This is a genomic window from Streptomyces griseicoloratus (genome assembly GCF_014534645.1).
Taxonomy (GTDB): Bacteria; Actinomycetota; Actinomycetes; order Streptomycetales; family Streptomycetaceae; genus Streptomyces; species Streptomyces griseicoloratus.
Genome location: NZ_JACVQF010000163.1, coordinates 127,934 through 140,063, shown reverse-complemented (window position 1 = coordinate 140,063; position 12,130 = coordinate 127,934). Strand labels below are relative to the sequence as shown.

8 protein-coding genes are annotated in these 12,130 nt (G+C 71.1%); 5 read left to right on the top strand and 3 right to left on the bottom strand.

Going from position 1 to position 12,130, the window contains the following annotated elements:
* Nucleotides 1-19: 19 nt before the first annotated feature.
* Nucleotides 20-1,033 carry a bile acid:sodium symporter family protein gene (locus H0H10_RS06145; protein ID WP_223179457.1) on the bottom strand — a complete coding sequence of 338 codons (1,014 nt, stop codon included), beginning with the start codon at nt 1,031-1,033 and terminating at the stop codon, nt 20-22.
* A gap of 172 nt (nt 1,034-1,205) precedes the next feature.
* Here H0H10_RS06145 and H0H10_RS06140 point away from each other — a divergent pair, with 172 nt between their 5' ends.
* The 3 genes from H0H10_RS06140 to H0H10_RS06130 all read left to right on the top strand — a co-directional run bounded on the left by H0H10_RS06140 (nt 1,206) and on the right by H0H10_RS06130 (nt 5,311).
* Complete coding sequence (locus H0H10_RS06140; RefSeq protein ID WP_188179798.1) at nt 1,206-2,087, top strand: LysR substrate-binding domain-containing protein; 882 nt, start codon at nt 1,206-1,208, stop codon at nt 2,085-2,087.
* A gap of 477 nt (nt 2,088-2,564) precedes the next feature.
* The gene (locus H0H10_RS06135; RefSeq protein ID WP_188179797.1) at nt 2,565-4,391 is read left to right on the top strand and encodes an AMP-dependent synthetase/ligase; all 1,827 of its coding nucleotides are present in this window, start codon (nt 2,565-2,567) and stop codon (nt 4,389-4,391) included.
* 83 nt (nt 4,392-4,474) lie between these two features.
* Entirely contained in the window at nt 4,475-5,311 is an 837-nt protein-coding gene (locus H0H10_RS06130) for an aldo/keto reductase (protein WP_309141733.1), read from the top strand.
* A 90-nt stretch (nt 5,312-5,401) separates the two neighbouring features.
* Here the strand turns inward: H0H10_RS06130 and H0H10_RS06125 are convergent, their stop codons facing one another.
* Entirely contained in the window at nt 5,402-6,304 is a 903-nt protein-coding gene (locus H0H10_RS06125; RefSeq protein ID WP_188179796.1) for a class I SAM-dependent methyltransferase, read from the bottom strand.
* A 135-nt stretch (nt 6,305-6,439) separates the two neighbouring features.
* Entirely contained in the window at nt 6,440-8,167 is a 1,728-nt protein-coding gene (locus H0H10_RS06120; protein WP_188179795.1) for a glycoside hydrolase family 6 protein, read from the bottom strand.
* A 545-nt stretch (nt 8,168-8,712) separates the two neighbouring features.
* Here H0H10_RS06120 and H0H10_RS06115 point away from each other — a divergent pair.
* Together H0H10_RS06115 and H0H10_RS06110 are read left to right on the top strand one after the other, a co-directional pair.
* Nucleotides 8,713-11,628, top strand: a complete 2,916-nt coding sequence (locus tag H0H10_RS06115) for a glycoside hydrolase family 48 protein (RefSeq protein WP_188179794.1) — start codon at nt 8,713-8,715, stop codon at nt 11,626-11,628.
* 203 nt (nt 11,629-11,831) lie between these two features.
* Entirely contained in the window at nt 11,832-12,077 is a 246-nt protein-coding gene (locus H0H10_RS06110) for a hypothetical protein (RefSeq protein ID WP_188179793.1), read from the top strand.
* Nucleotides 12,078-12,130 lie beyond the last annotated feature (53 nt).

Here is a 12,130-nt window from a genome sequence, read left to right as displayed (position 1 = left end):
TCCTTCGCCGCGGCGCCTGTCAGCCGGTGCGCGGTCCGGTGCCGACCGCCGTCCGTGGCGGCGCGGCCGGCTCCCCGGGGCCGGCGTCCTCGGGGGCGTCGTGGGAGCGGCGCCTGGCGATGACCGCGCACACCATCAGCTGCATCTGGTGGAAGAGCATCAGGGGCAGCACGGCCAGCGAGGCGTGGGCGCCGAACAGGACGCTCGCCATGGGCAGCCCGGAGGCGAGGGACTTCTTCGAGCCCGCGAACTGGATCGCGATCCGGTCCGCCCGGCCGAAGCGCAGCGCCTTGGCGCCGTACCAGGTCAGCAGCAGCATCACGGCGAGCAGCACGGCCTCCACGGCCAGCAGGCCGGCCAGCCGGACGGGGCTCACCTGGTGCCAGATGCCCTGGACCATGCCCTCGCTGAACGCGGTGTAGACGACCAGGAGGATCGAGCCGCGGTCGACGAGCCCGAGGACCTTCTTGTGCCGGGCGACGAAGCCCGCGATCCCGCGGCGCAGCACCTGCCCGGCGGCGAACGGCACCAGCAGCTGCAGCACGATCTTCAGCAGCGAGTCGGCGGAGAACCCGCCGCCGCTGCCGCCGAGCAGGGCGGCGGCCAGGAGCGGTGTGACGACGATGCCCACCAGCGAGGAGAAGGAGCCCGCGCAGATAGCGGCGGGCACGTTGCCGCGGGCGATGGAGGTGAAGGCGATCGACGACTGGATGGTCGACGGCACCAGCGTCAGGAAGAGCAGGCCCTGGTAGAGGGGATGGGTCAGGAACACCGGGACGAGTCCCCGGGCCGCGAGGCCCAGCACCGGGAACACGACGAAGGTGCAGGCCAGCACGGTGACGTGGAGCCGCCAGTGCTTCAGCCCGTCCAGCGCCTCACGGGTGGAGAGCCGGGCGCCGTAGAGGAAGAAGAGGAACGCGATCGCGGCCGTGGAGGCACCGGAGGCGACGTCCGCGCCGGTGCCGCGCGCCGGCAGCAGTGCCGCGAGGCCCACCGTCCCGAGCAGCAGCAGGATGTACGGGTCGACCGGCAGCCGGCGCGGCCATCGCAGGGGTCTCACAGTGCTCCACTTGCTCGTTCGCTCGGGGACTCGTTCGTGCGGTGCGGGGGCCGTGGGTCCCCTCTCCATCGTGCTCCCGCCTCATTCGATCGGGAATCCCGTACACCGCTCTCACTGTCATCACGTGTCGCGATAACCTGGGACCGTGTACGACCCCTCGCATCTGCGCTCCTTCCTCTCCGTGGCCCAGACGCTGAGCTTCACGCAGGCCGCACACCGGCTCGGGCTGCGCCAGTCGACGGTGAGCCAGCACGTGCGGCGCCTGGAGGACGCCACCGGCCGGCTGCTGTTCACCCGGGACACCCATTCGGTGGAGCTGACCGAGGACGGCGAGGCGATGCTGGGCTTCGCCCGCCGGATCCTGGAGGTGCACGAGCAGGCCACGGCCTTCTTCACCGGCACGCGGCTGCGCGGACGGCTGCGGTTCGGGGCGTCCGAGGACTTCGTGCTGACCCGCCTGCCCGAGATCCTGGAGGGCTTCCGGCACGACCATCCCGAGGTCGACCTGGAACTGACGGTGGAGCTGTCGGGCACGCTGCACGAGCAGCTGGCCGCCGGGAAGCTGGACCTGGTGCTGGCCAAGCGCCGCCCCGAGGACCCGCAGGGCGAGCCGGTCCGGCGCGACCGGCTGGTGTGGATCGGCGCGGAGCGGCTGCGGCTGGATCCGGACCGTCCGGTGCCGCTCATCGTCTATCCGCCGCCGGGCATCACCCGGGCGCTGGCGCTGGACGCGCTGCAGCGGCAGGGCCGCGAGTGGCGCATCGCGTGCACCAGCGGCAGCCTCAACGGCCTGATCGCCGCCGCCCGCGCGGGCCTCGGCGTGATGGCGCACTCCCGGGGACTGATCCCGCCCGGCCTGGTGCGGGTGCCGGAGCGGGCCGGCCTGCCGGAGCTCGGCGCGGTCGACTTCGTGCTGGTCCACGGCCGCCGCCGTACGTCCGCGCAGGAAGCGGCGGACGCGCTCGCGGCCGCGATCCTGGCCGGCGGCGACCGGCTGCACCGGCCCCGGCGCGCGGGCCTCGGATAGCCGGGAGCGGCCCGACCGGCGCCGACGCCTGCCGTTCCGGTCAGGCCGGCCCTGAGGTGCGGTGCCGTTGAAACGGGTCCCGCGCGAGCCGAGCCGAGCGCGGGGGAGCCGGCCACCGACGACGACGCGGCAGACGCGCGCGCCAGGGTCCGCGGCGCCGTGATGATCCACGCCGAAGGGCCCGGACGGGAGGCGGGTGTGACGGAATCCGCGGTGCTCGCGCTGAAGGGGGTGAGGGCGGCCGCGAGCACCCCTGCCGGGGGTAAGCGGGTCGTACAGATTCGGTGGAGATTACGGCACCGAAACTTACTCAACCGTCAGGAATCTGTCCGACCCTTCCCCATGTGAGCGCATTTTCCGGCGCTGACCAGCGCGGACATGAGCCCCGTTCGATTCTCGCGCCCCTCCCGTGCCCGCCCGGCGTGGGGTAGCTTTCACCGCGCTGTGAGGGGCGTCACCAGGAGCGGGGAGCGGGGTTTGCGCGAGTTCACGAGCCCTCCGTCGGCGTTGCCACCACCGGTGGGCGGTCTGGCCGACGTGGTCTTCCGGCATGCCCGGGAGGATCCGCAGCACATCGCACTGGGCCGCAAGGACGAGACCGGACGGTGGCGGGACGTCACCGCCGGCGCGTTCCGCGACGAGGTCCTGGCCCTCGCCAAGGGCCTGCTCGCCCAGGGCGTCCGCTTCGGCGACCGGGTCGCGATCATGTCCCGGACCCGCTACGAGTGGACGCTCTTCGACTTCGCCCTGTGGACGATCGGCGCCCAGGTGGTGCCCGTCTACCCGACCTCCTCGGCCGAGCAGTGCTTCTGGATGCTGTACGACGCCGAGGTCACCGCCGCGATCGTGGAGCACGAGGACCACGCGATGACGATCGCCACCGTGATCGGCCGGCTGCCGCACCTGCGCCGGCTGTGGCAGCTCGACGCGAGGGCCGTCCAGGAACTCTACGAGGCCGGCGCCCACCTCGACGACGAGGTGGTGCACCGGCACCGCAAGGCGGTCACACCGGACTCGGTCGCCACCGTCATCTACACCTCGGGCACCACGGGCCGCCCCAAGGGCTGCGTCATCTCGCACGGCAACTTCATGTACGAGGCGGACACCGTCATCGAGCGCTGGGAGCCGGTGTTCCACTCCAAGAAGGGCGACGAGGCGGCGACGCTGCTGTTCCTGCCGCTCGCCCATGTCTTCGGACGGATGGTGGAGGTCGCGGCGATCCGCGGCCGGGTCCGCTTCGGCCACCAGCCGCAGCTCAACGCCGCCGCGCTGCTGCCCGACCTGGCCGCGTTCCGGCCGACCTTCATCCTGGCCGTGCCGTACATCTTCGAGAAGGTGTTCAACGCGGCCCGGCGCAAGGCCGAGAAGGAGGGGAAGGCCGGTCCCTTCGAGAAGGCCGTCGACGTGGCGGTGAAGTACGCGGAGGCGGTCGAGGCGAAGGCCTGGGGCATCGGCCCGGGTCCCTCGGCGGGCCTGCGCATGCAGCACCAGCTCTTCGACAAGCTCGTCTACGGCAAGGTGCGGGCCGCGATGGGCGGACGCATCCGCAACGCCATGTCCGGCGGCTCGGCGATGGACCGGCGGCTCGGGCTGTTCTTCGCCGGCGCGGGCGTGCAGATCTACGAGGGCTACGGCCTGACCGAGTCCACGGCGGCGGCCACCGCCAACCCCCCCGAGCGCACCCGTTACGGCACCGTCGGCCGTCCCGTCCCCGGCGTCACCGTGCACATCGCGGACGACGGCGAGATCTGGCTGCGCGGCGACAACGTCTTCCAGGGCTACCTCAACAACCCCAAGGCCACCGACGAGGCCCTGCACGACGGCTGGCTGGCCACCGGCGACCTGGGCGCGCTGGACGAGGACGGCTACCTCACCATCACCGGCCGCAAGAAGGAGATCCTGGTGACCTCCGGCGGCAAGAGCGTCTCGCCCGGTGTACTGGAGGAGCGGGTGCGGGACCATCCGCTGGTCAACCAGTGCATCGTGGTGGGCAACGACCGGCCGTACGTCGCGGCCCTCGTCACCCTCGACCAGGAGGCGGTCGACCACTGGCTGACGATGCGCAACAAGCCCCGGATGTCACCGGCCGACCTGGTGCACGACGCCGACCTGGAGACCGAGGTGCGGCGGGCGGTCGTCGCGGCGAACACGCTGGTCTCGCAGGCCGAGTCCATCCGCACCTTCCGCATCCTCGCCCAGCCCTTCACCGAGGAGCACGGGCTGCTGACCCCGTCCCTGAAGCTGAAGCGCCGGGCCATCGAGAAGGCCTACGCCGACGAGGTCGAGGCACTGTACAGAGCATGACTTCGCCGGTCAGGAATGCATCGCGGCCCGTGATCGTTGACCATGGGAGCACCACCTGACCACAACCGAAGGATCAAGAGCTCGTGAGCAGCAAGGTCCCCCCGATCACCCTGAACAACGGCGTCGAGATGCCCCAGCTGGGCTTCGGCGTCTGGCAGGTGCCCGACGACGAGGCCGAGACGGCCGTCGCGACGGCGCTGGAGGCCGGGTACCGCAGCATCGACACAGCGGCGATCTACGGCAACGAGGAGGGCACCGGCAAGGCCCTCGCCGCCTCCGGCATCCCGCGTGCGGACCTCTTCGTCACCACGAAGCTGTGGAACAGCGACCAGGGTTACGACGCCACGCTGCGCGCCTTCGACACCTCGCTCGCCAAGCTCGGCCTGGAGTACGTGGACCTGTACCTGATCCACTGGCCCCTGCCGTCGCGGGGCCGCTACGTCGACACGTACAAGGCGTTCGAGAAGCTGCACGCCGAGGGCCGCGTCCGTGCCATCGGCGTGTCCAACTTCCTGCCGGAGCACCTGGAGCGGCTGATCGGCGAGACGTCGGTCGTCCCGGCCGTCAACCAGATCGAGCTGCACCCGCACCTTCAGCAGCACGCCGCCCGCGAGTACCACGCACAGCAGGGCATCGCCACCGAGGCGTGGTCCCCGCTCGGCCAGGGCAAGGGCCTGCTGGAGGTGCCGGCGATCGTGGCCATCGCCCAGAAGCACGGCCGCACCCCGGCCCAGGTCGTCCTGCGCTGGCACCTCCAGCTCGGCAACATCGTGATCCCGAAGTCCGTGACGCCGTCCCGCATCGCGGAGAACATCGACGTCTTCGGCTTCACGCTGGACACCGAGGACCTCGCGGCGATCAGCGCGCTGAACGAGGACCGGCGCCTGGGCCCGGACCCGGCGACGTTCGACATGGGCTGAGCACCGCAGGCACCACCCGGCCAGGAGCCCGCGCACGGAGGGGCCCGGTTTCGTCCGGGCCCTTCCGCGCGTCCGGGGGCGGCGCCCCCGTCAGGCCGGACGGACGGCTGTGTAGACCGTGTGGGCCAGCAGCACGAACACGTCCTGGCGGTGGTGGACGCCCGCCTCGTCGTCGGGGTCGACGAGCCGGTCCAGGGTGGCGCGGTCGACCGGGTCGAGGGTGTCGCCGACCCGGTCGCGCAGGCGCGAGAGGGAGGCGGCGACATAGGCGCGGGCCTCGTCCGGGAGGGGGGCGGGCAGGTCCAGCAGGAAGCTGCGGGTGCCGGTGTGCTTCAGCCCCGCGGCGGTCAGCAGCGCCGGCCAGTCCTCGGTCTCGGCGACCGATCCGGGCAGGCTCTCGCGCATCGCGGTGAACGCGTCCTCCTCCACCGCGTGCAGCCTGGCCTGCAGCCCGGGGCGTCCGATGCCGATGTCCCGGGGCAGGAAGCGGGCGGGCAGCCCGCCCTCCAGGATCGCCAGCGTGCCGCCGGGCGCGAGGTGCCCCGCGAACGCGGCGAGGGCCGCCCGCTGGTCGCCGAGGTGGTGCAGGCTCTGGCTGGCCCACAGCAGGTCGGCCGGGTAGTCCAGCTCGCCCAGCACGCCGGGCAGGTCACCGGTGAGGGTGCCGAAGCGGTCGGCGACACCGAGCCGCGCGGCACGGTCGCGGGCCCGCTCCAGCAGTGGTCCGGCACCGTCGGCGGCGACGACCCGCGCACCGGGGAAGGCGTCGGCGAACAGGCACGAGACGACACCGGGTCCGCTGCCCGCGTCGACGATCAGCCCGGGATCGGTCACGTCCGCCGCCAGCCAGGCCATCGCCTGCGCGTACAGCGGTGTGAACAGCTCCGCCTGCGCCTCCAGCAGCGGGGCCATCGCGGCCCAGTCGAGGTCGGTGTGGTCGTGGTGGTGCGCGTGGTCGTCGGCGTGGTGGTCGTGGTGGTGCGCGTGCGCCATGGTGGTGGCCTCCCGTTCCCGTGTGCCGCCCAGGGTGGGCCACCGCGCGCGCTGCGACAACTTCTGTTGCCGCAATCGCAAAAACGATCCGCCGGGGCCCGCACGGCAAGGCCGGGCCCCGACGGCGTCACCCGGTCACGACAGCGGCGGGTAGGCGTTCTTCATCAGCTCCTGGAACTGCGCGGAGAACCAGTGCCCGGACAGCGGGGCGTTCGCCAGCGCGCCCGAGGGGTTGTTGCCGTTGCGCACGTTGCCCTCGTAGGTGGGGTCGCACATCCGGTCGAAGCCCTTGCCCTCGTTGTTCGGGATCTCCTTGCTGGCGCCGTCGGACTCGCCCGGGGGCTTCATCCACACGTACGCGTCGATCCCGGCGGCCGGGTTGGCCTGCGGGCGCTCGCCGAGGCCGGCGCCGGACTGGTTGCACCAGTTGCCGGGGTGGATGCGGCGGTCGTAGCGTCCGCCGTCGACGTAGGCGTCGACGCTGGTCCGCGGTCCGGGACCGGCGGGCCGGGCCGCGCCGCCCCAGCCGTTGCGGGAGGTGTCGATCAGCATGCCGATGCCGGAGTTGAAGCCCTTGGAGACCAGCTCGTTCCGGAACGCCTGGGCGAAGGACAGCTCGTCCACGTACCGGTTCCAGTCGACCCACTTGGACTGCCGTACGGACGTGCCGTTGACGGAGTCGTCGATGGTGAAGTTGTTCTCCTTCAGGGCGCTGTAGTTGGCCGTGTTGGTGATGAAGCCGTGCACGTCGTCGACGGTGGCACCCTCGGCGGTGGCGGCCTGCTTGATCACGTCGGCGCTGGCGCCGAAGTTGTCGTCCCAGCCGATCCAGCCGTGGTGGCCGGCGTCGACGTAGTTGTAGACGTTGGCCACGTTGCCCAGCTTGTTCAGGGCGTAGCCGACGCCCTTCACGTAGTTGCCGTTGGCCTTCATCGTGTCGCACTGCGGGGTGGCCGTGGGACGGCCGCCGGCGTTGGTGACGAGGTTGGGCAGCGAGTCGATCTCGATGGTGTTGACGATCCGCAGCGAGGCGTACTTCGGGTCGGCGAGGATCGCGGCGATCGGGTCGATGTACTCGGTCTTGTACCGGTCGATCTCCGTCGGGCCCAGCTCGCCGTTGGAGGCGAGGGCCGAGCAGTCCCGTCCGGGCAGGTTGTAGATGACGAGCTGGACGACCAGCTCGCCGGAGCCCTTCTGCTCCAGTGCCGCGTCGAGGTGGTCACGCAGTCCCATGCCGCCGTTGACGCCGTTGATGGCGGCGATCCGGTCGAGCCACACACCGGTGGGCTGGTCGGCGATGCGGTCGCCGCCGGGTTCGGCGGCGGCCTTGGCGGACCACTCGGGGTTCACGTAGACCTTGGCGCCGGCGTAGGGGTTGTCCACCCGGCCGGAGGGGCCACCGGGGTCCGGCGGGTCGGTCGGGTCGGGGTCGGTCGAGCCGCCGTCGTCGACGTTGCAGGTCACCCCGTTGAGGGTGAAGGTGGCCGGGATCGCGTTGCTGCCGCTGTAGGTGGCCTGGAAGCCGAAGCTCACCGAACCGCCCGTGGACAGGTTCCCGTTGTAGGACTCGTTCGCCGCGGTGACGGCGGCGCCGCTCTGGCTGACCTTCGCGTTCCAGCCGCTGGTGACCTTCTGGTTCCCGGCGTACGACCAGGCGAGGGACCAACCGGAGCGGGCGGCGCCGTTGTTGGTGACCGTGACCGCGGCGGTGAAGCCGCTGCCCCAGTCGTTCTGCACCTTGTAGTCGACGGTACAGGGGACGGCCGCGGCGCCGGTGTCCGCCGAGTGGACGGCGAACGCCGTGCCGGAGGCTCCGGCGACCAGCGCCAGGGCGGCGAGCATCGCGGTTCTGGTACGACTCATGAGTGCGGGTTCCTTCTTTCTTTCTCCGGGGTTTCTTCGTGGGGCGACGGCACTGTCCGCCGGGGCCCGCGGCGTCAGGCCGCGCGGTGCCCGCCGGACGGCACGGCTGTGCCGTCGTGTTCGGAGATCAGGGACGTCGGCCTGCGGCACCTGGGCGGTGACCGGGGCGGGCGTGGAGGTGCAGCGGCTCTCGGTGGAGCGGGTGCGGAGGCCGTACAGGTGCCGGGCGGACGACCGCGCCGGCGACGGCTAAAAGTACTGAACGCGGGGGGTGTCGCATGAGCGACTCCTTGCAGTTCGGGCGCGCCGTCACGGACGCGTCGACTGATGGAATCGCTCCCACTGGTGCCAGTGAAGGTAGCGCCAAGTGACGGCAAAGAACAGAGGAGTAACCGACTTTCTCCGGGAGTCGCAGGTCGAATCTTTTCGACTCTTCAAGCACCTTGACCGCTCCCACCCCTCTCCTCAATATGGGAGCGCTCCCACTGGTTCAAGGCTTGTTGCTCCTCCCCCACCTCTCCGAGCCGCAAGGAGGAACCAGCACCATGCATCCCAGACGCAGACGCCGCGCCGCGCGGCGGCTGTGGACCGCCGTACTGGCGGCCCTCGCGCTCCCCCTCACCACGCTGGGGACGGGGACGACGCCCGCCCACGCAGCGGCGCTCCAGTGCAGCGTGGACTACAAGACCAACGACTGGGGCTCCGGCTTCACCGCGGACCTGACCCTCACCAACCGCGGCACCGAGGCCATCGACGGCTGGACGCTGACCTACGCCTACTCGGGCAACCAGAAGCTGACGAACGGCTGGAACGGCAGCTGGTCCCAGTCCGGTCAGACGGTCACCGTCAAGAACGCCTCGTACAACGCCCGCATCGCCGCCGGAGCGGCCGTCTCCACCGGCGGCCAGTTCACCTACAGCGGCACCAACACCGCGCCGACGAGCTTCGCCGTCAACGGCACCCCCTGCACCGGTGCGCACCAGCCGCCGATCACCGTGCTGACCAGCCCGGAGGCCGGAGCCGTCTACACGCAGGGCGAGGCGGTCCCGCTGGCGGCCACCGCGGCCGCCGCCGACGACGCCACGATCACCAAGGTCGAGTTCTACGACGACACCACCCTGCTGGGCACCGACACCAGCGCGCCGTACACGCTCTCGGCCACTGGCTTGACCGTGGGCAGTCATTCCCTGGTGGCGAAGGCGTACGACAGCCTGGGCGCCTCCGCCGACTCCACCCCGGTCGGCATCACGGTCGCCTCGGGACCGACCGTGGTCGCCACGCCGGGTCAGCTGGGCGTCCGGCAGGGGCAGTCGGGCACGTACGAGGTGAAGCTGTCCAAGCAGCCGACCGCGAACGTGACCGTCACGACGGCCCGCGCCAGCGGCAACACCGGCCTCACGGTCAGCGGCGGGGCGACGCTCACCTTCACCCCCTCCAACTGGGACACCGCCCAGAAGGTGACCGTCACCGCCGACTCCTCCGGCACCGGCTCGGCCGTCTTCGAGTCGACGGCCCCCGGCCACGGCAAGGCCGCGGTCACCGTGACGCAACTGGCGGCCGCGAAGGAGTACGACGCCCGCTTCCTGGAGCTCTACGGGAAGATCACCGACCCGGCGAACGGCTACTTCTCGCCCGAGGGCATCCCCTACCACTCGGTCGAGACGCTGATCGTCGAGGCGCCGGACCACGGCCACGAGACCACGTCCGAGGCGTACAGCTATCTGCTGTGGCTGCAGGCGATGTACGGCAAGGTGACCGGCGACTGGGCGAAGTTCAACAACGCCTGGGAGATCATGGAGAAGTACATGATCCCCACCCACGCCGACCAGCCGACCAACTCCTCGTACAACGCCTCGAAACCGGCCACCTACGCGCCCGAGCTGGACACTCCCCAGGAGTACCCGGCGAAGCTCGACAGCGGCGTCTCGGTGGGCCCGGACCCGATCGCCGGTGAGCTGAAGTCGGCGTACGGCACGGACGACGTCTACGGCATGCACTGGCTGCAGGACGTCGACAACGTCTACGGCTACGGCAACTCGCCCGGCAAGTGCGAGGCCGGCCCGTCGGACACCGGCCCGTCCTACATCAACACCTTCCAGCGCGGTGCGCAGGAGTCGGTGTGGGAGACGGTGCCGCAGCCGACCTGCGACGCCTTCAAGTACGGCGGGAAGAACGGCTACCTGGACCTGTTCACCGGTGACGCGTCCTACGCCAAGCAGTGGAAGTTCACCAACGCCCCGGACGCCGACGCGCGAGCGGTGCAGGCCGCCTACTGGGCGGACATCTGGGCCGAGGAGCAGGGCAAGGGCGGTGAGGTCGCCGGGACCGTGGCCAAGGCCGCCAAGATGGGCGACTACCTGCGCTACGCCATGTTCGACAAGTACTTCAAGAAGGTCGGCAACTGCGTGGGCGCCTCCGCCTGCCCGGCCGGCACCGGCAAGGACTCCTCGCACTACCTGCTGTCCTGGTACTACGCCTGGGGCGGCGCCGTGGACACCTCCGCGGGCTGGGCCTGGCGCATCGGCTCCAGCCACACCCACGGCGGCTACCAGAACCCGCTGGCCGCCTACGCGCTGAGCACCTACGCCGACCTGAAGCCGAAGTCGGCGACGGGCGCGGCCGACTGGGCCAAGTCCCTCGACCGGCAGCTCGAGTTCTACCGCTGGCTGCAGTCCGACGAGGGTGCCATCGCGGGCGGTGCGACCAACAGCTGGGCGGGCCGGTACGCGACCCCGCCGGCCGGTACGCCGACCTTCTACGGCATGTACTACGACGAGAAGCCCGTGTACCACGACCCGCCGTCCAACCAGTGGTTCGGCTTCCAGGCGTGGTCCATGGAGCGGGTCGCCGAGTACTACCGGCAGAGCGGTGACGCCGAGGCGAAGGCGGTCCTCGACAAGTGGGTCGACTGGGCGCTGTCCGAGACCACCGTCAATCCGGACGGCAGCTTCCGGATCCCGTCGACGCTCCAGTGGTCGGGCAAGCCCGACACCTGGAACCCTTCCTCCCCCGGTGACAACAGCGACCTGCACGTCACCGTCGCGGACTACACCAACGACGTCGGCGTGGCGGCGGCGTACGCCAAGACGCTGACGTACTACGCCGACCGCTCCGGTGACACGGAGGCCGCCGCGACGGCCAAGGCGCTGCTCGACGGCATGTGGGAGAACAACCAGGACGCGCTCGGCATCGCCGTCCCGGAGACCCGCGCCGACTACAGCCGCTTCGACGACCCGGTGTACGTGCCGAACGGCTGGACCGGCACCATGCCGAACGGCGACGCGATCAACTCCTCGTCGACCTTCGACTCGATCCGCTCCTTCTACCAGGACGACCCGGCCTGGTCGAAGATCGAGAGCTATCTCGCGGGCGGTGCCGCGCCCACGTTTACGTACCACCGGTTCTGGGCCCAGGCGGACATCGCCCTCGCCATGGGCTCGTACGCGGAGCTCCTCGAATAGTCCCCGCTGATGCTCCGCGCACCGGGCCGGGCGGTCCCTCCCACACGGGGCCGCCCGGCCCTTCCCGCGCTCGTGGAGGGCGCGTGCCCGCCCGCGTCCCGTCTCCTCCGGGACAAGTGCGCCCGTTTCACGCCCTTGTGGCCGTGCTGCACTCCTTCGACCGTTGTGTGAGTGGGAGTGGTGGCAACGACAGGGGGCGCTGCGTGGGGCGACCGTGGAAGGACTTGGCGGGCCGGCTGCTGGTCGGACTGGCGGTGCTGCTGCACCGCACGCTCACCGACGAGGCGGCGAGAAGAAGACAGCAGGAGTGGCGGAACGCGGTGCTGCGCGCCGCGCACCGGCGGGGCGTGCCGGTGGAGGTGCTCGCGTCCCGGACACGGCTGACGCAGGGGTGGGTCCGGCATGTGGTGATCGGAAGGAGGCCCCCGGCGGTGGACGAGGCCGCGTAGACCCGGCGACGACGCGGGAGGCGGCCGCCCGGTGACCCGGGACGGCCGCCTCC